Origin of the sequence: Streptomyces sp. NPDC057565, assembly GCF_042801455.1 — a bacterium.
GTDB lineage: Bacteria > Actinomycetota > Actinomycetes > Streptomycetales > Streptomycetaceae > Streptomyces > Streptomyces yanii.
In genome coordinates this window covers 62,016-87,040 of the sequence record NZ_JBHVFU010000036.1, presented here as the reverse complement: position 1 = coordinate 87,040, position 25,025 = coordinate 62,016, and the positions used below count along the sequence as shown (strand labels likewise).

The 25,025-nt window shown below is 68.5% G+C and carries 20 protein-coding genes and 3 pseudogenes; 11 read left to right on the top strand and 12 right to left on the bottom strand.

The genetic code is table 11. The annotated features are described in order from the left end of the window. Window positions 1-167 precede the first annotated feature (167 nt). Both ACFU8W_RS36765 and ACFU8W_RS36760 read right to left on the bottom strand, forming a co-directional pair. A complete protein-coding gene (locus tag ACFU8W_RS36765) occupies window positions 168-911 on the bottom strand; it encodes a YcnI family protein (protein WP_384047022.1) in 744 nt (247 codons plus the stop codon). 750 nt (window positions 912-1,661) lie between these two features. Then, window positions 1,662-3,098 carry a PepSY-associated TM helix domain-containing protein gene (locus tag ACFU8W_RS36760; protein ID WP_384047019.1) on the bottom strand — a complete coding sequence of 479 codons (1,437 nt, stop codon included), beginning with the start codon at window positions 3,096-3,098 and terminating at the stop codon, window positions 1,662-1,664. A gap of 842 nt (window positions 3,099-3,940) precedes the next feature. Between ACFU8W_RS36760 and ACFU8W_RS36755 the strand changes: the two genes are divergently transcribed. Together ACFU8W_RS36755 and ACFU8W_RS36750 are read left to right on the top strand one after the other, a co-directional pair. After that, window positions 3,941-7,240 carry a PQQ-dependent sugar dehydrogenase gene (locus tag ACFU8W_RS36755; protein ID WP_384047016.1) on the top strand — a complete coding sequence of 1,100 codons (3,300 nt, stop codon included), beginning with the start codon at window positions 3,941-3,943 and terminating at the stop codon, window positions 7,238-7,240. A 202-nt stretch (window positions 7,241-7,442) separates the two neighbouring features. Beyond that, window positions 7,443-8,615 (top strand): ROK family transcriptional regulator, encoded by a 1,173-nt coding sequence (locus ACFU8W_RS36750; protein ID WP_345516869.1) that lies wholly within the window; start codon window positions 7,443-7,445, stop codon window positions 8,613-8,615. A 414-nt stretch (window positions 8,616-9,029) separates the two neighbouring features. Here ACFU8W_RS36750 and ACFU8W_RS36745 read toward each other — a convergent pair whose 3' ends face one another. Then, complete coding sequence (locus tag ACFU8W_RS36745; protein WP_384047013.1) at window positions 9,030-9,422, bottom strand: VOC family protein; 393 nt, start codon at window positions 9,420-9,422, stop codon at window positions 9,030-9,032. Between the two features lie 423 nt (window positions 9,423-9,845). On the opposite strand from ACFU8W_RS36745, the gene ACFU8W_RS36740 reads away from it, so the two are divergent. After that, complete coding sequence (locus tag ACFU8W_RS36740; protein WP_384047010.1) at window positions 9,846-10,622, top strand: class I SAM-dependent methyltransferase; 777 nt, start codon at window positions 9,846-9,848, stop codon at window positions 10,620-10,622. A gap of 892 nt (window positions 10,623-11,514) precedes the next feature. Here ACFU8W_RS36740 and ACFU8W_RS36735 read toward each other — a convergent pair. Beyond that, on the bottom strand, window positions 11,515-11,718 hold the full coding sequence (locus tag ACFU8W_RS36735; protein ID WP_266993260.1) for a cold-shock protein: 204 nt from the start codon (window positions 11,716-11,718) through the stop codon (window positions 11,515-11,517). A 310-nt stretch (window positions 11,719-12,028) separates the two neighbouring features. On the opposite strand from ACFU8W_RS36735, the gene ACFU8W_RS36730 reads away from it, so the two are divergent. Together ACFU8W_RS36730 and ACFU8W_RS36725 are read left to right on the top strand one after the other, a co-directional pair. Then, window positions 12,029-13,009 (top strand): ArsR/SmtB family transcription factor, encoded by a 981-nt coding sequence (locus tag ACFU8W_RS36730; RefSeq protein WP_384047007.1) that lies wholly within the window; start codon window positions 12,029-12,031, stop codon window positions 13,007-13,009. Window positions 13,010-13,062: 53 nt separating this feature from the next. After that, window positions 13,063-13,677: a dihydrofolate reductase family protein gene (locus tag ACFU8W_RS36725; protein ID WP_384047004.1), complete on the top strand. Its 615-nt coding sequence runs from the start codon at window positions 13,063-13,065 to the stop codon at window positions 13,675-13,677. 78 nt (window positions 13,678-13,755) lie between these two features. On the opposite strand, the gene ACFU8W_RS36720 is transcribed toward ACFU8W_RS36725, so the two are convergent. Further along, a complete protein-coding gene (locus ACFU8W_RS36720) occupies window positions 13,756-14,496 on the bottom strand; it encodes an NAD-dependent epimerase/dehydratase family protein (RefSeq protein ID WP_384047001.1) in 741 nt (246 codons plus the stop codon). A gap of 398 nt (window positions 14,497-14,894) precedes the next feature. On the opposite strand from ACFU8W_RS36720, the gene ACFU8W_RS36715 reads away from it, so the two are divergent. Together ACFU8W_RS36715 and ACFU8W_RS36710 are read left to right on the top strand one after the other, a co-directional pair. Then, window positions 14,895-15,419 (top strand): GrpB family protein, encoded by a 525-nt coding sequence (locus tag ACFU8W_RS36715; RefSeq protein ID WP_384046998.1) that lies wholly within the window; start codon window positions 14,895-14,897, stop codon window positions 15,417-15,419. A 105-nt stretch (window positions 15,420-15,524) separates the two neighbouring features. Next, the gene (locus ACFU8W_RS36710) at window positions 15,525-15,827 is read left to right on the top strand and encodes a transposase family protein (protein ID WP_384046995.1); all 303 of its coding nucleotides are present in this window, start codon (window positions 15,525-15,527) and stop codon (window positions 15,825-15,827) included. On the opposite strand, the gene ACFU8W_RS36705 is transcribed toward ACFU8W_RS36710, so the two are convergent. Next, window positions 15,808-16,473 carry a DUF4097 family beta strand repeat-containing protein gene (locus ACFU8W_RS36705; RefSeq protein WP_384046992.1) on the bottom strand — a complete coding sequence of 222 codons (666 nt, stop codon included), beginning with the start codon at window positions 16,471-16,473 and terminating at the stop codon, window positions 15,808-15,810. The genes ACFU8W_RS36710 and ACFU8W_RS36705 overlap by 20 nt on opposite strands. A gap of 238 nt (window positions 16,474-16,711) precedes the next feature. On the opposite strand from ACFU8W_RS36705, the gene ACFU8W_RS36700 reads away from it, so the two are divergent. After that, window positions 16,712-17,467 (top strand): helix-turn-helix domain-containing protein, encoded by a 756-nt coding sequence (locus ACFU8W_RS36700; RefSeq protein ID WP_384046989.1) that lies wholly within the window; start codon window positions 16,712-16,714, stop codon window positions 17,465-17,467. Window positions 17,468-17,804: 337 nt separating this feature from the next. Beyond that, window positions 17,805-17,960 (top strand): annotated as a pseudogene (locus ACFU8W_RS36695) (DUF6086 family protein); the annotation flags it as partial. 82 nt (window positions 17,961-18,042) lie between these two features. Here the strand turns inward: ACFU8W_RS36695 and ACFU8W_RS36690 are convergent. Next, on the bottom strand, window positions 18,043-18,384 hold the full coding sequence (locus tag ACFU8W_RS36690) for a hypothetical protein (RefSeq protein WP_384047026.1): 342 nt from the start codon (window positions 18,382-18,384) through the stop codon (window positions 18,043-18,045). 44 nt (window positions 18,385-18,428) lie between these two features. After that, complete coding sequence (tatA, locus tag ACFU8W_RS36685; protein ID WP_384046986.1) at window positions 18,429-18,578, bottom strand: twin-arginine translocase TatA/TatE family subunit; 150 nt, start codon at window positions 18,576-18,578, stop codon at window positions 18,429-18,431. A 166-nt stretch (window positions 18,579-18,744) separates the two neighbouring features. Here tatA and ACFU8W_RS36680 point away from each other — a divergent pair, with 166 nt between their 5' ends. Further along, a complete protein-coding gene (locus ACFU8W_RS36680) occupies window positions 18,745-19,659 on the top strand; it encodes an ion transporter (RefSeq protein ID WP_345516881.1) in 915 nt (304 codons plus the stop codon). Between the two features lie 67 nt (window positions 19,660-19,726). On the opposite strand, the pseudogene ACFU8W_RS36675 reads toward ACFU8W_RS36680, so the two are convergent. The 4 genes and pseudogenes from ACFU8W_RS36675 to rph all read right to left on the bottom strand — a co-directional run. Then, a pseudogene (locus tag ACFU8W_RS36675) lies at window positions 19,727-19,867 on the bottom strand (1-deoxy-D-xylulose-5-phosphate synthase N-terminal domain-containing protein); the annotation flags it as partial. A gap of 101 nt (window positions 19,868-19,968) precedes the next feature. Further along, complete coding sequence (locus tag ACFU8W_RS36670; RefSeq protein ID WP_384046982.1) at window positions 19,969-20,403, bottom strand: hypothetical protein; 435 nt, start codon at window positions 20,401-20,403, stop codon at window positions 19,969-19,971. Between the two features lie 238 nt (window positions 20,404-20,641). Then, window positions 20,642-21,307 carry a nitroreductase gene (locus ACFU8W_RS36665; protein ID WP_384046979.1) on the bottom strand — a complete coding sequence of 222 codons (666 nt, stop codon included), beginning with the start codon at window positions 21,305-21,307 and terminating at the stop codon, window positions 20,642-20,644. A 328-nt stretch (window positions 21,308-21,635) separates the two neighbouring features. Then, the gene (gene rph / locus ACFU8W_RS36660) at window positions 21,636-24,233 is read right to left on the bottom strand and encodes a rifamycin-inactivating phosphotransferase (protein ID WP_384046976.1); all 2,598 of its coding nucleotides are present in this window, start codon (window positions 24,231-24,233) and stop codon (window positions 21,636-21,638) included. A gap of 446 nt (window positions 24,234-24,679) precedes the next feature. On the opposite strand from rph, the pseudogene ACFU8W_RS36655 reads away from it, so the two are divergent. After that, window positions 24,680-24,866: pseudogene (locus ACFU8W_RS36655) on the top strand (transposase); the annotation flags it as partial. Window positions 24,867-25,025 lie beyond the last annotated feature (159 nt).

The following is a 25,025-nucleotide window of genomic DNA, read 5'->3' as shown; positions in this document are numbered from 1 at the left end:
ACAGTCACGGAGGAACAACGACCCAGTCCTGCTCGAATCACGCATTCCTCAGCAGAGTCCTGAAGGCGGGGATTCCCTCCGAAGAAGAGGGATGGTGCCGCGGTCGAACCACGGAAGCGGCGAGTGTGCGCCCCGTCGGCGAAGGTGTCGCCGATGGGGCGACTTCTCTACTCGGACCGGGAGCCGGTGGAACGACTGCGGACGACCGCGAATGCCGCCACGGCCAGACCCAGGACACCCACGATCAGCCCGGCGACACCCAGGCCGCGAGCGGTCGAATCACTGGCCGAGGCGGCCGACTTGGAGCTCTCGGAGCTCTTCGCATTCGTTGGCGAGGCAACCGAGGTGCTGCCGCCCTCCTCCGCGCCCTTTGCGGTCAACTCGAGGACCGGTGCCGGGTTCTCCGGCTCCTCCCCGCCCTTATCTGTCTTCTCGATCCAGCGGGCGACCGTGCCGTCGGAGTAGGTCTGCAGGGTCTTGAAGGCCAGCTGGTCCGTGTCGTCCGGCAGCTGCCCGAAGGCGACGTTGAAGTCGTGGTACTGGCCAGGTCCGATCTTGCTGCCAGTCCAAGTGATCTCGGAGACGGCTTCGGTGATGGTGCCGTCGTCCGTCTTGACCGGCGTCTTCAGCTTCTTGGTCGTCACTTTCGCGGTCCAGCCGTCCTGCGGGGTGACGAGCACCCCGAGGACCGGGTGGTCAGTGGGCAGGAACACCTGCACCTTTGTGCTGCTGGCGCTGTCTTCTTCGTTGGGGACGCGAAACGTGAGGACCCCGTCCGTGGCGCCCTTGGCATAGCTGCCGGGGTGGACGGTGACGTGCGCGAAGGCGGCGCCGGCGGCGCCGAGGACTCCGGCGACGGCCAGTGCGGTGACGATGCCGGCCCGGGGCAGAGTCGTGCGTGTCTGGGACATCAGTGGATTGATCTCCATACTGAGAGAGGTGGTTGGGGGTCAGTTCTTGTACGGATCCCCTTCGGCGGCCCACGCCTGTGGACGGCGTGCCGCAGCAGCGCCTGCCGCAGCGGTCGCGGGCCATCAGCAGCCCGGCGGTCGAAGACCACCTCGCCCCGTACGCCCGAGGCCCCTCTCCGCACCTGCCACCAGGCAGCGACCCCTGGCACGAAGGCAGCGATTCGGCGAAGCAGCGACCACACAGCTGCCTCACCGCGCCGCAGCGACCATGCGGCGACCAGGGCCGCCGTAACGTGCGCCACCGTGGCGTGGGATGCAATCACGTGCGGTGGTGCCAGGGCGTGCCCGTGAGTCACCGCCCGAGTAGGAGCGTGTGCCGCCCGCATGCTGTGAGAGGCCATGCCAGAACGCGCACTCGCGGCGCCGAACACCGTGTGGAGCCCGGACTGCGTGGCCAGCATCGTCCCACCGATGCCGGCCTGCGAGCATTCCCTGCGGCCCAGCAGACAGCCGAGAACGAACACAAAGACGAAGCCGGCGCCGTCCACCCACGTCGGCGGCGCCATGCCTGTCGCCAGACCATGGCCCGCAACAGCGAGCAACACGCACACCGCGGCGAAGACGGCGGCGCGCAGGCTGCATACGACCCACGAAGCACTCATAGTTCCTGAATCATCCCAAAGAGGCAGCGGATCAACTCGACGGCTTCGAAGACGGGCATCGGTGAGGTGGAGTTCAGCATCCGCCCGCTCAGGCGTAGGTGCGCCTACGACGCCGGTACGCGATCTCGCCGAGCACGACGTCCACGGCCATGAAGGCGGCCAGTGGAATGCCGAGGAGCGGCACGAAGTAGCCGAGCACGGCGATCAGCACCATCAGCGGAACCAGCGCATACGACGGGACGTGTTGCCACGCGCCGCGCGGCAGTGGACGCCCGAAGGCAGCACCGCGCCCTCGCTGCCACCACATGCGGTAGCCCCACACGATCAACAGGATCAGGCAGAGAGCGAGACCGGCCAGAGCGATCTGATTGACCAGTCCGAACAGCACCCCCGTATGGGCGTCGATGCCCCAGCGGGTCAGCTTGGCCAGCACCGGGTAGTCGGCGAAGCGTTGCACATCGGTGACCTTGCCACTGGCCGGATCGACGGCCACCGAGTCCTGCTTCTCCGGCCAGCTCCGCTGGATCTGGCTGACCACGTAGGCGGAGGAGGCGTCCGCAGGCGGGACGATCTCCACGGGGTTCGAAAGGCCCTCGGCGCGGGCGGCCTTGAGCACGGCGTCGATTCCGGCGCCGCCGTCCAGCACGCCGTGATCCGCCCCGGACCCGCCAGGACCTGTGTGCTCACCGTGCCCGGCCGACTCGCCCCCGGAGGTGAGGCTCGACGTCACCGTGGGGGTCGTCTGGCCGATCGCGTCCCGCAGGTCACTGACGCTCGCGCCCGCGTAGGTCGACCAGGTCAGCCCTGTCGCGGAGAGGAAGATGAGCCCTACGGCGGCCCACACGCCCACCGAACCGTGCAGCGAGAGCGTGCGGCGACGCCCGGTGGTCCCCCGCAGCTTACGCCGGGCGCGTCGACGCGAGAACCACAGCACCAGACCGCCGCCGGTGATCACCCACAGCCAGCTCGCGGCAAGTTCGCTGTACAGGCGGCCGGGCTGCCCCAGATGCAGATCGCGGTGGAGCTCGTCGATCCAGGTGCGCAGCGGCAGGGCACCGGTCGAGCCGTACTGCTCAAGCGCGCCACGGATTTCGCCGTTGTAGGGATTCACGAAGACGGCCAGGGTGTGATCGCCGTCCACGCCCGGCACCCCGGACAGCAACACCCGCGTCGTCGCGCCGGCCTCCGGTGAGGGCCGCACCGCGCTGATCGCTCCTTCGGGATGCGCCTTGCGGGCGGCGGCGACTTGCTGCGAGACCAGCAGCTCGCGCTTTCCGACGGGTACACGCAACTCGTCGGCGTAGGCGACCTTCTCGGCCTGGAACGAGCAAGCGTACAGCAGTCCTGTGGTGGCGGCGACGAGCAGGAACGGCGCGACGAACACTCCCGCGTAGAAGTGCAGACGCAGCACCAGCGGACGCAAGGACGCCCACACGGACCGCGCCACGGCGGGCTGTGCCGCGTCACTCTCCAGGCCGTCCTGCTGTACGTCATCGGGGTCGAGGACCGTTGGTTCGAAGGACATGGGCTGATCTCCCCAGGATCGGTGTATCGCTCGGCCACCTTGGCCAGAACCATGCGGTCCAGTTGTCGGTTCGCGAGGCGAGGGAGTTCCCAGCGACTTGTGTGACCTACGCCACACCGGAGAAGCGGCGTGGCCAACAGGGGTGCACCAGCGACCAAGACAGCGCCGCGCCCATCTGCATTCCGCCTGGACCACGTCCGCCATTGGCCCGCGCTCGGAGTCCCAGGCGGCACGCCTGATTCGGCGGCTTGGCGCACCTGACTCCGTTGACCGACGTCCGCGTACAGGTACACCCGGGTACACCCCCAGCGACGGCTTCGTCCTCGGACCTCCCCACCGGCACTGCTCGCTTGCGGCTCAACTCGGCCGCCGAGGCGCGCTACGTCCGCCGCCGAGGCCGCCCACTTCCTTCACAACTGCGAACACGTCGGCGCAGCCGTGCCGTTGGCGCACTCCCCCCTGGACCGGTGGACGGTCCATCGGCCTTTCTGTCGGCGCCTCACATCTTTTGATGAATCATTAGAAAGTTCCAGAGATTCGTACCGAACCTCTGGACAGCCCCCACACGGCGCCCTAATGTCTCGGCCCACCGAGACATGTCTGTCGTCGCGGTAACACCGCAGCCGATCAGCTTTCACACGAACGCCGTTCACCTCACGGGTCTTTCCACGTCTCTCCCCCCATGGCCGGGCCACCGCCCGTCACGAGGCGCTGCGCGATCGCCCTCGAGGCCGCTCACGCACCGTGCAGGACCCCCGTCGAAAGAAGAGAGCGCCTCCGTGTCCCTGGGGGCGCCTCCCCCGTCCGCTTCTTACTGTCAGCGACCGAGGAGACGCATCACCGTGCAACGCACCCTGAGACGCCTGATCACGGGGGTCCTGCTCGTGGCACTGCCTGCGCTGGGCGGTGTGGCCGTCGCGCCCGCCGCCCAGGCGCACCCGGACCACGAACACGCCCTGGACTGGTCGAACTACGAGAAAGTCACCCTGACGAAGGACACAGGCGAGCCGATCGACCTCGCCGTCCTGCCCGACAACCGCGTTCTGCACACCGCCCGCAACGGCGACCTACGGCTCACCGACCCCGGCACCGGTGTCACGAAGGTCGTCAACCACGTCGATGTGTACCAGAACTCCGAGATGGGGTTGCAGACGGTCACGCTGGACCCGGACTTCGCCACCAACAAGTGGGTCTATCTCTACTACTCACCGCCGCTGAACACTCCGGCCGGCTCCGCCCCGCTCCAACTGCCTGCGGGGCAGAACGACTCGTACTGGAAGCAGTGGGAAGGGTACGACACCCTGACCCGCTTCAAGTGGACCGGTGACAAGCTGGACCTCTCCACCGCGCAGGAGATCATCCGGGTCGACACCAACCGCGGGCAGTGCTGCCACGTCGCCGGTGACGTCGACTTCGACAGCAAGGGGAACCTCTACCTCTCGACCGGCGGCAACACCCCGGCGTCGGGCCCGAACGTCAACGGCTACACCCCGATCAACGACGCGGCCGGCTACAACCCGGGCCTCGACGAGCGCCGCGGCGCGGGCAACACCAACGACCTGCGGGGCAAGATCCTGCGGATCGATGTCCAGGAGGACGGTAGTTACACCATCCCGGAGGGCAACCTCTTCAAGCCGGGAACTGCCAAGACCCGCCCCGAGATCTTCGTGATGGGTCTGCGTAACCCCTTCCGACTGGCGGTGGACCGCAAGACCGACGCGGTGATGTGGGGCGACTACGGCCCCGATGCCGGTACCGCCGACCCGAACCGCGGGCCGATGGGATACGTCGAGTGGCAGACCACCACCAAGGCCATGAACAGCGGCTGGCCGTTCTGCACGGGTGACAACAGCAAGCCCTACCGGGACTTCGACTTCGCCACCCTCACGCCCGGCCCCGCCTTCGACTGCGCGGCGCCGGTCAACGACTCCCGCTGGAACACCGGTCTGACCGAGCTTCCCGCGTCCACGCCGGCCACGCTCTGGTACGGCGACAAGGACAGCGACCAGCCGTGGCCCGAACTGACCGCCTTCCGCGGCCCCGGCGGCCCCGGCGGCCAGGCCCCGATGGGCGGTCCGGTCTACCACTACGACGCGGACAACCCCTCGCCGGGCAAGTTCCCCGAGTACTGGGACGGCAAGGCGTTCATGGCGGAGTTCTCCCAGGACTACGTCGCAGCGCTCACGCTCGACGGGCCGAACGGCCCGGTGAGCAAGCTGGAGAACCTGCTGCCCAACAGCGAGCGTTCGCAGAACGGGATCCCGCAGTGGGACAACCCGATGGACCTGGAGTTCGGCCCCGACGGCGCGCTCTACGTCCTGGACTACGGCGACGGCTTCTTCCGTCAGAACCCCGACGCGGGTCTGTACCGGATCGACTACGCCGAGGGCAACAAGGCGCCCACAGCCGTGATCAAGGTCGACAAGACGTCCGGCCAGGCCCCGCTGGAGGTCTCGTTCAGCGCGACCGGGTCCAGCGACCCGGAGAACGGCGAGCTGACGTACCAGTGGGACCTCGACGGTGACGGCACCTTCGACGCCACCGGGCCCACGGCCAGCCGTACGTACCCGGAGAACGGGCAGTTCCAGGCCCGGCTCAAGGTCTCCGACCCGCAGGGCAAGTTCGGTCTGTCGAGCCGTCAGATCACCGTGGGCAACACGGCGCCGACGGTACGGATCACCTCACCGCCCAACGGCGGGTTCTTCAACTGGGGCGACGCCGTGCCGTACGCCATCGCTGTCGAGGACCCGGAGGACGGCGCCACGCCGGACTGCGCCAAGGCCGCCTGGACCTTCGGTCTCGGGCACAACCAGCACGGTCACCCGGTCAACAGCGGCACCGGCTGCACGGGCGGCGTGGCGACCCCGACCGACGCGGGGCACGGGGACACCGAGAACGTCTTCGGCGTCCTCGGGATCACCTACACCGACAAGGGCGCGGGCGGCGTTCCGCCGGCCACGGGTGACGCCCAGGTGGTGCTCAACCCGTCCGTCATGCAGGCCGAGCACTACGACTCGGCCGAGGGCGTGACGGTCACGGACGACACCACGGCGTCCGGTCAGCGCAAGCTGACCTCGTTCGACGCGGGCGACTGGATCGCGTACGACCCGGTGTCGTTCGCCGGGATCACCGGGGTGAAGACCCGTGCGAGCGGCGCCGGCACACTGGCGCTGCGCTGGGGATCGGCCGACGCAGAGCCGTTCGCCACGGTGTCGGTCCCGGCCGGCGACGGCTGGCAGACTGTCACCACCGCGCTCTCCAACGCGCCTTCGGGCAGCGGCGAGGTCTTCGTCACCAGCTCCGGCGGTGTCGAGCTGGACTCGCTGACCTTCCAGGGCGCGGGCGTCGCGGACAAGACCGCGCCCAAGGTCACCGCCACGCTCAATCCGCCCCAGCCCAACGGTGACAATGGCTGGTACACCAGCAACGTGTCGCTCGCCGTCTCGGCGACCGACAACGGGACCGTGTCCAGCCGTCAGTACTCGGTCGACGACGGGGCGACATGGCAGTCGGCCAACGCGGCCGTCACGCTGTCCAAGGAGGGGGCCACGACCGTCCGCTACCGGGCGACCGACAATGGCGGCAACGTCTCCGAGGTCGGCTCGCTCACCGTACGGATCGACCGCACCGGTCCCACGGTGACGGCCACCGGTCTCGACGCCGACGGCGTCTACGGCGACTCCAAGCGCCCGACGCCGGTCTTCTCGGCGGAGGACGCGGTGTCCGGCGGGGCGACCGTGACAGCCACGGTGGACGGCAAGGCCGTCACCTCCGGCCAAGCGCTGGAGCTGTGGCGGCTGCCGCTGGGGAACCACGACCTCACGGTCAAGGCCCGCGACAAGGCCGGCAACACCACCACGAAGACGGTGGCGTTCACCACCCGTACCTCCTACGCGGACATCCACGCGCTGATCACCCAGCTGCGGGCCGACGGCTTGATCACGGCGCAGGGCCAGAAGCGGCTGACGGTACGGCTCGACCTGGCCGAGGAGCACGCCAAGGCGGGCCGCACCAGCCTGGCCGCGGCCGCGCTGGAGACGTTCGCCGGCTACACCTCCGACACCGCCATGGTGCCGGACAGCGCGGCGGGCGCGGCCCTGGCACGGGACGCACGGGCGCTCAAGGAAGGCACCACCGGCTGACGCCGGGACTGACGGAGCTGCCCCGCTGCCACCGGCGGGGCAGCTCCGTGTCCCGGACTCCGTCAGGGGCCCGTTTCCGGGCAGCGTGGTCCCTGCCCAAGCGGGCTCCGCCAACGAGGCGGCAACTTTCGACGTTCTGTGAAAAAGTTGCCGGAATCCGCCCACGCCCCTGCCCCCGAAGGCGTCCAGAGGAAGTGAGTCCGTGAACATCCAGTACCGCGTGTTGAGTCTGCTGCGTGACAACGGCCCGCTGTCCCGCGCCCAGCTCGCGGACCGGCTGGAGATTCCGCGCCCGCGGCTGCTCGGCGAACTCGACCGGATGGTCGCCGCCGGGCGGGTGCGTGAGGCGGGGCCCGCCGCGTCACGCGGCGGACGGCGCTCCACTCTCGTCCAGCTCGACCCCGGTCTGCGGTTCGCCGCCGTCGATCTGGGGGCCAGCTCCGTCGATATCGAGATCACCGACGGCGCGCTCGCGCCGGTCGCCTCCTGCTCCGAGCCGGCCGACATCCGCTCCGGACCGGTCGCCGTGCTCGGGCGCGTCAGCGAACTCCTGCACGCGATGGCCGACCAGGGGCACTACACGCGGCTCGACGCCATCGGCATCGGTCTGCCGGGGCCGGTCAGCTTCCGGGAGGGCGTACCGGTCTCGCCACCGATCATGGTGGGCTGGAACCGTTTTCCCGTACGGGACACCCTCGCCCGCGCGCACGGCTGCCCCGTGGTGGTCGACAACGACGTCAACGTGATGTCGCTCGGTGAGCAGCACAGCGGGGTCGCGCGGACCGTCGACCACCTGCTCTTCGTGAAGATCGGCAGCGGTATCGGGTCCGGCATGCAGCACCACGGCCGTATCTACCGGGGCGCGGAGGGCTGCGCCGGCGACATCGGGCACGTCCAGGTGGAGGCCGAGGGGGACGGGCCCGTCTGCTCGTGCGGGAACACCGGCTGCCTGGAGGCGTACTTCGGCGGGGTGGCGCTGGCCAGGGATGCCACGGAGGCCGCGAAGTCCGGCAGGTCGCCCGCCCTGGCCGAACGGCTGGCCGAACGGGGAGTGCTGACCGCCCTGGATGTCGCGGAGTGCGCGGACGGCGGCGACAACACATGCGTCAATCTGATCCGGGCGGGCGGCCACCGGGTCGGACAGGTCCTCGCCACCCTGGTCAGCTTCATGAACCCGTCGATGATCGTGATCGGCGGCGGTCTGACCGGGCTCGGCTATCCGTTGCTCGCCGAGATCCGCAGCGTCGTGTACAAACGCTCGCTCCCCCTTGCCACGGGCAATCTACCGATCGTCATGTCCCAACTCGGTTCCCGCGCGGGGGTGGTGGGCGCGGCGTTGCTGGCGAGCGAACTCGCGTACGGCGAGGAGTCCTGACCGGGCGGGACAGTCCCAGGCACGGGTACGAGGCGCCGCCGCCGTCCCGGGCGGTGTCGAGTTGCTGGTGACGGCGCGGGTGGCAGGCTCGCGCAAATCGCCTGGTGGTGGCGCGACGCCAGCCGGTCCAGGGCGCTTCTGGAGCGCGAATCGCCCCTGGCCCAGCGGCTCCGCCGTGAGCCGGATCCTGTCAGGCGCTCCGCGGGGGCGAGGGCCCGCCGGCTTGACGTCGAAACCGAACGGGCCGTCGCCGTGAGGTGGAAGCCGACGTCGCGCATGACAGCGTTGAGTGCGTCGGGGCGGAGCCGGTCCGGTGGCTGGGCCACTCGAAGAACTCCGGAGCCATGCCCACGCCACCGGCCAGGGCGTGGGTCCAGTCGTCGGCGCGGCCGAGCCCCGCACGCGGCCGACCGCCTACTGCGGCTGTGTCGCGATCTGGATCAGATTGCCGCAGGTGTCGTCGAAGACGGCGGTGGTGACGGCGCCCATCTCCAGGGGCTCCTGGGTGAACCGTACGCCGAGGCCGCGCAGGCGCTCGTACTCCGCGTTCACGTCGTCGACGGCGAACTGAGCGAGCGGGATGCCGTCCTTGACGAGCGTGTCGCGGTAGGTCTTGACGGCCGGGTGGCCGGCGGGCTCCAGGAGGAGCTGGGTGCCGCCTGGCTCGTCGGGCGAGACGACGGTCAGCCACCGGTCCTTCTCGCCCACCGGGACGTCGTGCTTCTTCACGAAGCCAAGGGTCTCGGTGTAGAAGCGCAGGGCCTTGGCCTGGTCGTCGACAAAGACGCTGGTCAGATGGATCTTCATGGAGTGCTCTCTTCCGGTCCGGATGTGTCGGGCATGAGTCATCGCTCGGTGATCTGCCGCAGCGGGGCTGTGTTCAGGCCGAGGCGTGGCCGCGTCCCGAGACGTGTGACTGACCACGCGAGTTGGCACATGCTGTCCCTACTATGGGGGCCGCGGCGTCGAAGGCGGAGTTGCGCCGTCGGCCGGCCCGAGCGCCGTCGACGTGTGGAGGCTGCCGGGGCGACGGGGATCTCACCCGCCTGGGCGTCGCGGCCGGATGCCCCGGCCAGCGGTGGCAAAGGAGTGGGACGCCGGCACGTCCGGCCATGATGTATTGCGTGAAGCGGCGGACACGCGTTTGCTGCTTCAGGATTTTGCTGCCCCGTGATCGGGCGGCCCTGTCGTGCGAAATGACCAAGCGTTGACGGCGCAGATCGTGCCAGGATGCTCGCCATGTCTGGACGCGCACTGAGCTTCGGAGTGATGGCGGAAGCGTACGAACGGTTCCGGCCGGGGTATCCCGTGGAACTTTTCGACATGGTGATGGCGTATGCGGGTCGCCCGGTTCTGACTGCCCTCGAGATTGGCGCCGGGACAGGCAAAGCAACCCGACTGCTCGCTCAACGGGGGGTCAGGGTCACCGCGACTGAGCCTGACGAGGCCATGCTTGCCGAGCTGCGCAAGCACGTGCCAGCAAACGTCAGGACGGTGCAAGCCGCGTTCGAGGACCTGCGACCGGGCGAGAGGTACGGGCTGGTCTATGCGGCAGCAGCGCTGCATTGGACGCACCCGGAGGGCCGGTGGTCGCGCATGGCCGAGCTGCTGGAGCCGGGGGGCGTGTTTGCCTCTTGCGGCGGGCCAGTCCGGCTGGCTGACCCGGCTGTGGCGGAAGCTGTTCGCGCGGCACGGGCACCGTTCTTGGAAAGCGACGAGGTTCCGTCCCCGGACGGGACTCCGGAAGGTCATGACATGCAGTGGCCGGGTACAGAGCTCCAGCGTTCGGAGTGGTTCACCGGTGTTCAACAGTCGGTGGTGGAACGGCGCTTGACGATGAGTGCTCGCGACTATGTCGGCCATCTCTCGACCATCTCGGCCTATCTCGTATTGCCGGCCTCGGAGCAAGAGCAGGTATTTGGCCAGATCATGCAGCTCCTGCCCGAGACGGTCGAGATTGTCGCCGACATCACCGTCCATCTCGCGCGTCGACGCTACGACCAGTAGCACTTCGACGAACGGATGCCCGCCTCTGCGAACGGCCATCCGGAACCGCCGCAGACGACGTGCGGCCATCGGCGCCAACATCTCCACGTCAGGGCGCCAAGGCGCGGAGCGTGCAAGTGGTGACGTGGGACAATCGTGGGCTGCTTGCCATCGCCTGGATGGAGTCGGCTTCGGCCGTCGCGGCCGGAATGAAGCCCACCACCTGGTCAGGCTCCCCTCTGGAGGCTGCACCCAACCGCGTGCGGCAGGGACGTCCGGGCAGCACCCGCAGCTCCGCGACGGCGTTCGTGACAGTCGGACAGGCCGGACGGAGTAGTACGCGCGGGGCGCGCGGCCCCGCGCTACTCGCTCAGTCCTACGACGCCCCAGCCCCGCCGGGTGGCCTCGGTCAACACGCGCCCCCAATCCTCCAGCAGGTCGGTGAAGGCGTCGAAGTGCCCGACCCACGCACCAAGTACGGCTGCGTGCTCGGGGATCCGCGGCCTGATTTACGCCCCGTTCGTCCAGTACGTGGATGACCAGACGCGTACGCGCGGGCCGGATCCCGCCGTACGGGCCCAGGCAGGGGCCACCATGGTGGTGTGCCGCCCGTGAAGTGATCACAGGTTGCTGACGGTCATCCGATGGCGGCGAAGGCGGCCGCACGCGGTCGTTCAGTCCAAGATGATCGGGGCGCGCCCCTTGCGGTGCGGCGGTTGTCCCGTCGGGGTCTCCCCGCTGGTCCGGGTGAAATCGAGCGGATCGGTCACGCCTCGCCGGGGGGCGCAGCTCGGAGCCGATGTGAAGTCGTTGGCAGCGAACGGAGCGGGCCGGGAGGCTGGCTGACAGGGAGGCGGGAAGGGGCCTCGCCAGGTCCCCCGGAGCCTGCTCCGGGGGACCTGATCGTGCCGGATCAGGCGACTGTGATGTTCTCCGCCTGCGGGCCCTTCTGGCCTTGGGTGATGTCGAAGGTCACTGCCTGGCCTTCCTGGAGCTCGCGGAAGCCCGAAGCGTTGATGTTGGAGTAGTGCGCGAAGACGTCCGGACCGCCTCCGTCCTGCTGGATGAAACCGAAGCCCTTCTCGGCGTTGAACCACTTCACAGTTCCGCTGGCCATGCTTGTGCCTCTCAGTCGATATCGGACCCGCACCGCGCGGACCCGGAGGTGATCGCCCTGGTCCTGCACTGCACAGCAGAACGCCCACGCCAGGGCGCGGGCAGGTACTGCGAACCACGACATCTGCCGATGACGCTACACGGCGGAACGGCCAGTCACCAGAGAGCAACGATCACTCTTGGAGTTTCAATCAAACCGCGGGCCATCAGCTTGCGCTGATCAGGCCCGCCACCGCGACGTTCTATGCCACGATTCGAGCAGATTCGAAGGGACGGCCGCGGGACCAACAGAACCAGACAGCGGGAGGGTCGTGATCGAGCTCACCGTGGACGCCGCTGGGCTCGCCCGCTCCCGCTTCGCCGTCCCGCCGTTGCACGAGGTCGTCGCGACGCTGCTGCCCTGGGGCCTGCGACCGGCCCCTGATGCCGATCCGTGGGTCGCTCGTGCACGGCGCGTGCTGCGCCAGGCTCGGCTGCCGCTGCTGTCCGAACTGGCCCTGGACGAGGGCGGATACGTGCCCGACTTCCTCAGCCCGCATCCCTCCGGGCCCTCCCCCACCGTCGAGGAGGAGCTGGAGCGGGTCCGGCGCACCCCACCCGAGCGCGTCCTGGGCGAGCTGGAGGCGCTGCGCGACGGGCGGCCACGGAACGGCCTCGCCGCTTCCGAGCTACCGGCTGGGGTGCAGCGGGCCATGGCGCGGGGCGGTGCGCACGTGGCCCGGCACGCGACGGACGAGATACGGCGCTACTGGGAGCTGGCCTTCGCCCCGCACTGGGAGGCCGCCAAGGCCGCCCTCGACGCGGAGGTCGACCGACGCGCCAGCGTGCAGGCCCGGCACGGAGCGGCCAGGCTCTTCAACTCCCCGCACCCTGGCATCCGGTGGGCCGACGGCACCCTGCGTGTCGCGAACCGGTTCCGGATCGCGCTGCCCGTGCCCCTGGTGGTCGTCGTGCCGTCACTCGTCGCACCTCGGCCGGGCGTGGTTGTGGACCCGACGCGCGACGGAGACCGGCCCCCGATGCTTGTCTATCCCGTGCGCGACAAGGCCATCGCCCCAGCAGCTCCCTCCGTCGAGATGGCCCAGCTGCTCGGCCCCACCCGCGCCGGGCTGATCGCCGCGCTGGCACAACCGGCCTCCACGTCCCAGCTGGCGGCACGTCTCAGCCCTGCCACGGTTTCGTACCACCTTGGCGTACTGCACCGGGCCGGCCTCGTCGCCCGCGCCCGGTCCGGCCGATCGGTGCTCTACCGCCGTACACCCGAGGGGTCCCGGCTGGCGGGGAGCCGGTAGGCGGGGTCATGCATGAGCGATGATTTTGGGCGGTGGATCGGGTCTGCCCTGGTATGACTCGAATCATCGCTGACATCTCGATCTCCCTCGACGGCTTCGTCACCGGGCCCGACCCCGGCCCGGACAACGGTCTGGGCACTGGCGGTGAGGCCCTGCACACCTGGGCATTTTCCGACGACCCCGACGACCGCAGGGTCCTGCGCGAGGCGACCGCCCGCTCGGGCGCCGTCGTCCTCGGCCGCCGGCTCTTCGACCTGGTCGACGGGCCGAACGGCTGGGACGACAAGTCCGGCTACGGCGCCGGCGAGGTCGGCAAGCCCGCGTTCGTCGTCGTGACGAGCTCGCTGCCGGAGTCGGTGCGGCTCACCGACCTCGACTGGACGTTCGTCACCACCGGTCTGCCCGACGCCGTCACCGCCGCGCGCGACCACGCCGAGGCGGCGTCGTCGGACAGCGGCAAGGACTTCGACGTCGTCCTGATGGGCGGCGGCGCCACGATCGGCTCGGCGCTCGACGCCGGGCTGGTCGACGCGCTGACGCTGCACCTCGCGCCCGCCGTGCTGGGTGCCGGGACACCATTGTTCACCGGCGGAGTGCCGCGCACACTGGTGCAGCGGAGCGTGACCTCGACATCGACCGCGACGCACCTGACCTACGACGTCCTCTGACAACGTCGTTGCGGAACTTCCGAACCGCCGCGACCGGGAGCTGCAGCTGAGATGCCTCACTGCAGCGGTTGACCTCTTTCAGATGTGTCGGAGCGTGTATTCCACGTCGGCGTATGGGCCGCCCTGCAGATCGTGCTCCGCCGCGCCCCCTTCCGGCGGAATACGCGGTGCGAAGGCTTCCGCGTCGTCCACGGGTGTGTATCCCATAGCCGACCCGGCCTCGATGTCCCAGAACCTGCGCGCATTGGCGGAAACGGCGTAGACAGTCGTGAAGTTGACGTCGGGGGCGGTGAGCGCCGCGCGAATGAAGCCGAGGCAGTCGCGCGGGCTCAGCCAGGTGGCAAGATGACGTCGCTCGGTCGGCGCGTCTTCAAAGCTCCCGATGCGCAGGCACACCACGGAGAGACCGAACTTGTCCGCATACAGACGTCCCAGAGCCTCGACCGCTACCTTGCTCACCCCGTAGAGACCGTCCGGGCGCGGCGGCATCTCGGGCGTGACGGTCGTCGAGACCGGATAGAAGCCGGTGAGCCGGTTACTGCTGGCGAGTACGACCCGCCCCACTCCTTGCCGACGTGCACCCTCCAGCACGTTATGCGTTCCGTGGACATTGCCGTCCAGCAGTTCCGACAGCGGCGCCTCATCCGGGACTCCACCCAGATGCACCACCGCGTCCGCACCTTCCAGGGCCGCTGTCACCGCCTCAGCGTCGCGCAGATCAAGCTGCCGCACTTCCTCGGCCGGCGACTGCGCCGCGAGGCCGACACGATCGACGAGCACCAAGCGTTCCGCTTCACCGCGCAGGCCGATCCGCACCATTGACCCAATTCGCCCGGCTGCACCGGTGACTACCACAGTCCCAAGACTCGTTCCCATGACGGCAACTCTGCCTCACACCACCGACAACCCCACCCCCTCGGAAGTCCGTAAGAGGAGCTCGCACAATGGGAGTCCGATCAGCTCGCCGCGTCCGGTGCGTCCGATCGCAAGGCGCCGGAAGGTCCTCGGACAGGGTCTCCCCTACTCGAACGAAGCCGAGAGCTCGGGGAAGGAGCTACTGGGGCCTTTCGGCAACGCAGCGAGCGTGCGTGCCGGGCGTCGCGAGCCGGGCGCCCATTTTTGTGAGCCCCCCCTTACGACTCGGTACGGCGACAGCCAGGGGTCTCCGAGGGATGCGGTGGTCCCTGGCGGTCCTGGAGACTGCCGACATGACTGACATGATCGTGGTCAGTGACTACGACCCCCAATGGCCCCAGCGGTTCGAGGATCTGCGGCAGCGACTGGAACCTCACGTCGCGGATCTGGCTGTGTCCATCGAACACGTCGGCAGTACGGCCGTGCCCGGATGCGCCGCCAAACCGATCATCGACCTCGACATCGTGCTGTCCGAGAAGGCCGTCATGCCCGAGTTGATCTCCCGGCTCGCCAGGCAGGGCTACCGACACGAAGGCGATCTGGGGATTCGGGGACGGGAGGCCTTCCAGGCCCCTCCCACGGTTCCCGAACATCATCTGTATGGCGTGGTCGCGGGCTCAAAGCCCCACCTTGATCACGTCCTACTCCGTGATTACCTGCGTCAACGGCCCGATGAGGTCCAGCGCTACAGCGCATGGAAGGTGGCCCTGGCGCAGCGGTTCCCTGCCGACAGCGAGGGCAGGGCGGCCTACTTGGCGGCGAAGAGCGCTCTGGTCGAGGAACTGGTCGCGAAGTCCTGCGCCGCTCGCGCCGCCGGCGCATCGTGACGTGAGTGCACCGCACGAGTTGGTGATGTTGTGACGCATTGCCGAGCCCGTGCGACCTTGTCCCATCCTGTTTCTTGCGACCTTGATCGTCCACATCTCGGTGGTTTGATCGAGGAGTTGGCCGATCCGTGGACGGCCCGGCGCGAGTCCGCACTGCGCGAGCGCCGCGGCGGAGAACGCCAGCGGGCGGCCGGCGCGGGGCCGGACCACAGACTGGCCTTCACCGACCGGATCCTGGTCACCGTGGTCTACCTGCGCCTGCAACTGCCGCACGCGGCGCTCGCGGAGCTGTACGGCGTGACCCGCCCCACCGTTACCCGCGCCATCCGCGAGATCCTCCCACTGCTCGCCGGCCGCCGCTTCACCGCCCCCGGCCCGTACCGGGTCGTTAGAGGCTGCGGGCGGTGATGTCGCCGTGGGAGGTGGTGGCGCGGATGTCGAGATCGGCGGTGCCATCGTTCTTGAGGGCGTTGCTGATGCGGCCGTAGCCGGTGCCGGCGTCCAGGGCGGCCGAGACGCCGGCGGCGGCGCCGACCGAAATGTCGCCGGACTGGGTGCGGAGCACGACCGTGCCGCGCACGGCCTCGGTGATCCGGATGTTGCCCCTTGCGGTGCTGATCTCCGCGGGGCCGCTGAGCCTGCCGACCTCGACGTCGCCGTCGACCGCGGTGAGGCGGACGCTCACCGCCTCATCGATCTTGATCTGGCGATACGCGCCTTCGAAGGCGACGTCGCCAAGGCGGCCGACGCCGCGGAGCTCGGAGCCGGCGGCCTTGGCCTCGATGCTGGAGCCGGCGGGCAGCTGGACGGTGACCTCCAGGGATCCGGAGGGGTCGAAGAGCTGGTTCGTGGGCTCGAGGGTGTGGATCCGCAGGACGCCGTCGGCGTAGGCGACGGTGGTCTGCTCGGCGGTCTGGACGTCGCGACTCCTGGAGGGGTTGGCGGGCAGGACTTCGACGGTGGTGTCGGCGCGGTCGGCGGCGATGAACTGGATGCGTCCGGCGGGGATGGCCAGGACGGCGGAGATCGGGGCGGGCGTGTCGAACTTCTGCATCGTGCTCTCCCGTGCTCGTTCATTGTTTCTGACGTCGGAAACGCTACGTTGCTTTCCATATTTATGCAACATACTCGTTGCGCAGAATCGATATCCACGCAGGTAGAACCTAGGAAGCCGTTGCAACCGTCTCGTCAGTAACGCAACGATGATCGCTTCGATCATTGCAATGAACGAGAAGTGAACGCTATAGTGAGGGGATCAGGAACCACCACGAAGGATCACCAAGGAGATCGCGATGCCGGGAGGCAGGCTTACCCAGCAGGAACGCCAGCAGATCGCGCTGGGGCTGGCCGACAGCCTCCCCTACGCCGAGATCGCCCGACGCCTCGGCCGTCCGACCTCGACGATCACGCGTGAGGTGATGCGCAACGGCGGCCCCACCGCCTACCGCGCCGATCTGGCCCACCGCGCCACCGAACGCCGCGCTCACCGGCGCAAGCCCGCCCCCTCCCGAGGGTCGGAGGCAGTCCCCCAGCCACACGGACGCAACGCCGAGGCAGTGGCCGAGTACGAGGAGACACTCACCACCGTCCTCATGGCTTCGGGCCTGCCCAAGATGACGGCCCGGGTGCTGACCTGCCTGTTCACCACCGACGCGGGCAGCCTCACCGCGTCCCAACTCGCCCAGCGCCTCCAGGTCAGCCCGGCGTCCATCTCCAAAGCGATTTCCTTCCTGGAGAGCCAGAGCCTCGTCCGCCGAGAACGCGATGAACGCCGCCGCGACCGCTACGTCGTCGACGACGAACTCTTCTACCAGGCGACGATTGCCAGCGCCCGATCCAACGACCAGCTCGTCGAAACCGCACGCCAAGGCGTCGCCATCCTGGGCCCCCACACCCCCGCCGCCACCCGCATGGAGAACATCGCCCGCTTCCTCGACTTCATCAGCGAGAGCATCACCCGCGCCGCCGAACAGGCCCGCGAAGTCCTCCACACCAAACCCGAAGCAACCTCGAACGACACCGCCCGACCAAGTCCCGACCACGGATAGACAACCATCTCGATCGCCACGGCCATGAGACGTCCGGACAGTCGATGCGGGTGGGGGCAGAGTGGCCTGGCCGCCGCGCTGCGCCGCGCGGCGGAGTTGCTGGAGTCCCCACCCGGTCAGTGACCGCAAGCGGCCCGCAGACGTACGGAGGCTGGGCCTTCCCGGGGCGTGCTGGGTCCGGCCCCGAGGGTTGAGCGTCGACAGGCAACGGCTCGTGGGCCTGAGCAGGCTTCCGGATGCTGTCGCGAACGGTGAGCAGTTCAATTCCCGCGGCCAGCTCATGCGTCTCCCGAAGTGGGGTTCTGGCTCACGTTCCATGGTGGGCTGACTGACCGCCATGTCAGATGCTCCCTACGCTGGCCCCTACGACCAGCGGGGAGAGGCTGACGAGTGCCAGATCGCCCCCATCGCATTCACAGCGTTCGTCGACGCTCTGCTCGCCCGGCACAGCAAAACGAGGCACGCCGTCATGGCCACTCTGTCCGAAGGGTTCGTTGCCACGGTGCCGACGGCCCGTGACTGCCACACGTTCCATCTCACAAGTCACCGTGCTCGGCCCGACCTGCGGCTCCAGCTCAGCAAGCTGCCTCGCTGCCGTCCGCATCCGAGGGTGGGCCGACAGTCGGCATGCCGAGGTCGGCCCGTGCCGCGACCGTACGGCAGACCTCCGCCCGGCGCCGCCGTCGCACGACCAGGACGCCGAGCCCGGCGGCCACGGCCAGCACCGCCAGGACGGGCATCCACAACGCACCGATCGCGGAGGTGACGCCGATACCGCCGAGGACGGCCAGGAGCGGGCCCGCGCAACACACCGCGCAGGCGGCGACCGCGGCCGCGCCGGCGCCGAGGGTCCCCAGGGCCGAGAAGTGCGGGACGAGAGGGTCATGCGGTCGCTCCGAGCCCCTCGTCAACACCAACGGTCTGAAGGCAGACGCCTCGCAGGGCTGGGGCCGGCACATGTTCACCGCTCGCCGTTCTTCAGTTCCTTGGCCTCGCTCTTGAAGATCCGGGCCGCCTTGCCTGCCGAACGTGTCAGCTCGGGCAGCTTCTTGACCCCCAGGACCACCACGACGACGAGAAGGATCAGGGCCAGTTCACTCAGGCCGAACATCAGATCTGCTCTCCCAGGGGGACGGACGGCGGCCGAAACGGCATACCGGCAGCACATCGCTCTCTACAGTGCTGTAGAAGTTTCTCCTGGAGCGTGATCGCTCAACAAGCCCGAATTCCGGCCCGGCTGGCCGGGAACAGCGTGTTGCACGGAGGAACAGAGCAGGATGACGGAAGTGACTGCCGGGACGCGGACCGCCCGGGAGACGTTGGCGCATCGGTGTCGCGCCATCACGGAGGCACGCTGGTTCGCCGCCACCGTGTTCGCCCTGATCCTCACCAACGCCGCGCTGCTCGGCGTGGAGACGTACAGCGGACTGGTTGACGACTGGCACCGGTGGTTACGCCTCGCCGAGCACGCCTGCGTCGCCGCCTTCACGGTGGAGATCGTGCTGCGCCTGGCCGCCCACGCCAACCGTCCCCGGGACTTCTTCCGCGACCCGTGGAACCTCTTCGACCTCGCCGTCGTACTGAGCGCGTTCCTGCCCGTCGTACGCGAGAACTCCACCGTCCTGCGACTGCTGCGGCTGGCCCGAGTGCTGCGCACCGCCCGCTTCCTGCCGCAGCTGCGCATCTTCCTGGTCGCGGTCGGCCGCAGTCTCCCCGGCACGATCAGCTTCCTGGTCGTGGGCGCTCTGCTGCTGTACGTCTACGCGATGGTGGGCTGGGTCTTCTTCGCACGCCACGATCCCGAGCACTACGGCTCCATCGGCCGCGCCGTCCTCACCCTTTTCCTCCTGATGACCCTGGACGGCATCGGCGATGCGGTCCGTGCGGGCCTGGAGGTCTCCCACTGGAGCATCCTCTACTACGCCTCCTACGTCCTGCTCGCTTCCTTCGTCCTCGTCAACGTCCTCATCGGCGTCGTCATCACTTCCCTCGACGAAGCACGCGACATGGAGGAGAACGATGCTCGGGACCGACCTCTCGCGGCCTCCCCAGAGGACCCCCACCTGCTGCTCGAACGCATCGCCACCGCCCGCCGCGCCCTCGACGACCTGGAGCGCGGCCTGACCCGGGTCTCGCCGGGCCGGCCCCGCGAGGCAGAGCGGACTGCCTCCACCTCCGGAGGTCACTCGTAGCCACAACGGCAGAAGGCGAGAGGCGGCCTGACGGGCCATGCCTCGCCGTTGCGCGGTCACAAATGCCTGCTGCCGCCCGGGACATCGGCACCGGGACGTGGTAGTTCTCCACGATGTCGTGGGCGGACTCCGCGCGGCTGGGGCAGCCGGACAGCCCGCCTTCGTGCCTGAGCCGGAAGAAGTCCTGGCGCCGCGTCAGCAGCTTGTGCCGACAGCGTTCTTTGTCGGCCCGGGCCTGGTCCGGTGGTAGTCGCCGCGGCCGGGTGAACGGCGGAGGCTACGGGCACGTGAGCGGGAGGGAGTGAGGAGTCAGGGAGCGAAGTACCAGCAGTACAGGTTCAGGTTCCTCTCGGCTCCGCGGCCGGCCAGAACCGACAAGCGCTCAAGGAGGTCCACCGCTCTGTCGAGCGAGATTTCATCGTCCGGCTCTGAAGTCTCGGCCCACAGAACGGCTGTCGTCCGGAACCGATCCGTTCCCGCACTGACCAATGCCGTGCACAGCCGGTCCGGAATGGCAAAGACCGTGAACCCGTCGTTGGCCATGGGCACCACTTCGCGGAGCCGGTCTGAACCAACCGGCTCCTTCGCCGACGCACGTGGCAGCAAGGTTTCCCACTTCAGCACCGCATCATCGGGACAGATGCCGTCGCACGGCACCGCGGGGAATTCATGTCTCCTGCCCGGGCCGACCCGCACCGCCGCTTCGTCGTCTGCGGCGAGGAAGAACTCTCCTGCAAGCACCATCGTCGGATCGTCTCATGCCCGAATACCTGCATGCTTGTTCAGCCGATCATGTGGATACTCCGTGCCCAAGTCGTTGATGTAGGTATGGGGCGGGGCGATCTGACGGACACCGAAACCGCTTGAAGCAGCATCGGGCAGTGGCCACGCGCTACGACAGGCGCGGCTACGCTTTCCGCGGCACGGCGACAGCAGCAGCCGTCGCCGTCCGGCTGCGAACATGATCGGCAAGTCCTGGAGGTCACACTCCGATGAAGCTCACTGTTTCTGTCATGTCCGCCCGCCCGGTACGCAGCCGTGGCACGCCATGCTTCTCGAATCCCACCGCGACACCGCAGAACAACACGAGCCCGTCATCGGCTCCGACTATCTGGCTGACGGTCTTGCGATACACCGTCCACATCACCTGGGGGCAGCTGTGCAACCCTTCCGCCCTCAGCAACAGCATGACCGTCTGCAGGTACATCCCCGCGTCCCCCCACTGCCCGGGCCCCATCGTCCGGTCGAGGTAGCAGAACAGTACGACCGGCGCCCCGAACGCCTCCGAGTTCAAGGCGGCGATCTTTGTGGGCCTGTCGAGGTCGTCGCGCTCGATCCCCAGCGCTTTGTACCGCTGGGCGGCCGCGGCGGAAAAACGGTCCAGATACGGCGAGGTCAGTGTCGCCGGGTACATCGGATACTCCCGCTCATCACCCGGGTCTCCCGCCAGGGCCCTGGCCGTCGTATGCCTCTTCAGTTCGGCCAGGGGCTCGCCGGTCACGACATACACATGCCACGGCTGGAGGTTCCCACTCGACGGAGCCCGCGTCGCTGCGGCCAGCACTCGTTCGAGTACCTCTTTGGGTACCGGCTCATCGCTGAACGCCCGCACGGCCCGGCGACTGTGCACGGCTTCATACACGTCCACGTCTTCTCGTCCTCTCAGCCAACGACAACCACCTGTCTACCGTCTTCAGCACGCAAGAAGGCAGCAGGGTGATGGTGCCTCACCTGCTCGACCGCGGCGCCGCCCCACGACAAACAGCACTGTCCATGGCCCACGACCAGATTGGACGGCATCTCGACGACCGTCAGAAGTACGAGCGCATCGTCGCTGCACTGCATGCCGCAGGTGCCACGCGCCCCCAGCGCCGGCATCACGAGTTCAAGTTCAGCCTCGGGCTTTCACGAGGGGTCATCAACTGCTTGGCGTTGTTTGGACGGAAGCTACGGATGGGGCTTCTCGGTGTGGTCGGTCAAGGCAGGATCTCGACGTACCCGTCGGTTCCGTGCACGCGGATCCGCTGCCCGTCCCGGATCAGCCGGGTGGCCTGCTCCACGCCCACGACGGCCGGCAAGCCGTACTCCCGGGCGATCACTGCGCCATGGGTCATCAGGCCGCCCACCTCCGTCACCAGGCCCGCGATTCCGACGAACAGCGGCGACCAGCTGGGGTCCGTGAAGGTCGTGACCAGGATGTCGCCCGCTTCGAGATCGGCCTCCGCCATGTCAAGGATGACGCGGGCCCTTCCCTCGATGCTCCCGGTGGAAACCGGTAGGCCGATCAGGGCGCCGGCCGGCACGTCGTCGCGCCGGTACGCCCCGGTGACGGCCTCACCATCCGATGTGAGCACCCGGGGCGGTGTGAGCGCGTGGTACGACCGGAACGCGTCCTTGCGCTGCCGGACAAGCTGGTCATCCACCTGGTTCGAGCGCACGACGTCGTGGAGTTCCTGGAACGTGAGGTAGAAGATGTCCTCCTTCTCAGGAAGCACGTTGCCCTGCACGAGGCGCTCGGCCTCTTCCAGCAGGGCCTGCTTGTAGACGTAGGAGCGGCTGACGATGCCGTACTTCGGGTGCTCCCGGTATCCGATGAAGGTTCGGACCCGGTCGATCATCCGCTTGGCCTCGTCGGCTTTCTGGTCCCCGTCCGGCAGGGCCCGCAAGCGTGACAGCACGTCCTGTTCCTTCTTCTGCGCCTTCTGCCGCCCTTGCTCGAAGCGCTGCTCGGCGGCGCCCGGCTCGAAGTTCCTGACGTTGTCGAGGATCGCGGGCACGAGCGTGGTGGGACGCTCGCGCCAACGCGGCCTCGTGATGTCGATCTCGCCGACGCAGCGCATGCCGTACCGGTCGAGGTAGGCCTCCATGGCGTCGCGCGCTTCGGTCCCGCCCGCGAGCTTCGCCAGCTCGTCCAGGAAGCCCTCGTCCTCGACGCCCTGCAGGAACGCCACCACCTCCGGATGCGGGCGGATCACGTCCGCGACGTCGAGCAGCGCCAGTCCCATCTCCGACGTGACGTTGTCGGGGGCGGACAGCGTGAGCGTGTCAGCCGCGTTCCTCTCGCCCAGCCACTCCTGCAGCTTGTCGTTGAGCCACCACGTGGCCTCCATCCCCGCCATGATCGCCTGAAGGTTCAGCGGATCACTGAGGACTCGCTTGTGCTCCTCGAAGGCCTCCAGCAGGAAGTCGAACAGTGCCGGTCCCGTCTTCGTCCGGATGTCGCGCTCCAGGGCGGCGATGGACACCTGGCTGCGCTCGATCAGCTCGGTGACGATGGCCGGATCGGTCTCGATCGGGGCGGACGCACTGCCGGCCGGCGGCCCGCCGGGACCCGCGTCCGGGAGCGACGGGACGAAATCGTCGCGGTCGAGGACGGTCTCCAGAGCGTCCCTGATCAGCGGATCGCCTCTCCCCATGACGTCCAGGAGCCCGGAGCGGCTCGCGGGCGAGGCCAGGCGCCGGGTGACGTCGACGAACAGCCTCCCGCCGGCCTCGTGCATCGGGACCATGGCCGTCAGCTGCCACACGGAGAGGCCCAGGGGCTTCATGGGGTCGGTCATCATCTGCCCATGACCAACGGAGACGTAGACGTGATTCTCCTGGTCGCCGGTCTCGGGAATGGGGAACAGCGTCGTGATCGGCCGGCTCTGAACGATCCGGAAGTCATCATCGACCAGGCACCATTCGATGTCCTGCGGGCGGCCGAAGTGCGCTTCGATCCGCCGCCCGAGCTGCACGAGCCGCACGACCTGCGCATCCGTCAGCGCCGGCTGCTCCCACCACTGCGAGTCGATCGCCACTTCCTGCGTACCGCCGGCCGGCAGGGCGTGAACGGCATGTTGTTTGGCGGCGATCGCCTTGGCGACGACTTCGCCGTGTCGCACCTTGAAGACGTCCGGGTTCACCAGGCCGGAGACCAGGGCCTCGCCGAGGCCGAAGCCGGCGTCCACGGTGGCGACCTTCCGGTTGCCCGTGACAGGGTCGGCCGTGAACAGGATGCCGGCCGCATGCGGGAAGACCATCTGCTGCACGACCACGGCCATGTGGACCGTACGGTGGTCGATGCCGTTCCGCTGGCGGTAGGTCACGGCCCGCTCGGTGAACAGCGAGGCCCAGCACCGGCTGACGTGCTGGAGGATCGCCGTCGGCCCCACGACGTTCAGGTACGTGTCCTGCTGGCCGGCAAAGGAGGCCGTCGGCAGGTCCTCTGCCGTCGCGCTGGATCGGACGGCGTAGGCGGCTTGCTCGCCGAACTGGGCGAGCGCGCGGGTGATCGCCGCCGCGAGATCGCCCGGGATGGCAATGCCTTCGATGGTCCGACGAATCTGCGCGCTGAGCGTGCGGATCGCCTCCCGGTCGTCCGGGTTCAAGCGCGACAACTGATCGAGTCGATCGTCGATCGACGGCGCTTCCGCCATGATCCGCCGGAAGGCGTCCGTCGTCACGCAAAAGCCGGCCGGCACGCGGATGCCTTCGATCCGCGACAGCCCGCCCAGGTGCGCGCCCTTGCCGCCAACGACCGCGACCTGCATGTCGTCAACCTCTTGAAGATCCAACACGTACTGCTCAATCATTGCGATACCTCCGAGGCAGCCGTGCTCTGTTGCACTGCGGTGGCCGATCGAATCACCGGCGCCTCCCACTTTGTCGAACCTCTTGTCGAGCAGGTCCTCATCCCTGGTTGCGTCCCCTCCGATGAGTCGGCCGGCGCGCACCCCAGTACCTCCGCGCCGAGCACCCGCACCTGCACTGCCGGTCCCACCACTGGTTCGACGTCACCGCGTCCCCCATACGTCGAAAACAACACACGCACGTCGTGCCCCCATTTCCGCAGGTTGTGGCATCGGCCGTCGATTCTGCGCCGTGACCCGGGTCTTGCGGCAAGCCCCCCAACGCGCTATACGTTGAGAGTGGCAAGGAGAGAGTCCTCCTTGCCTTTTCCTTTTGCCGTCCAAGGGAACTGACGAGCTTCTCACGAAGCGGTGGCGCGCCGCGTACGGGTACGCGGCGTTGGCCCCGACGGATGTCCCATCGGCCTACGGATGCAGCCGTCGATCTGCGCAACGCATTCAATGCGATCCTCCACGTGAACCGCACGGGATCCCCTGGAAATACCTCCCGCACGACTTCCCGAACCACGGCACCGTCTACCCCTGCTACGCCGCCTGGCGCGACGGGGGGTATTCGGCCGGCTCAACTACGACCTCGTCTTTGAGCGCTCCGGCGGCGTGCCGGTGGGCCCGGACGACGGTGGAGTCGAACGGGCCGGCTGCCGTCCTTGGCATGTCCGTTCGCCGTAGCCGGTACGAGACCAGGGCCTTGAACACCGTCAAACGCTTCGCCCGCGCCCAGAAGCCCGAGCGGAT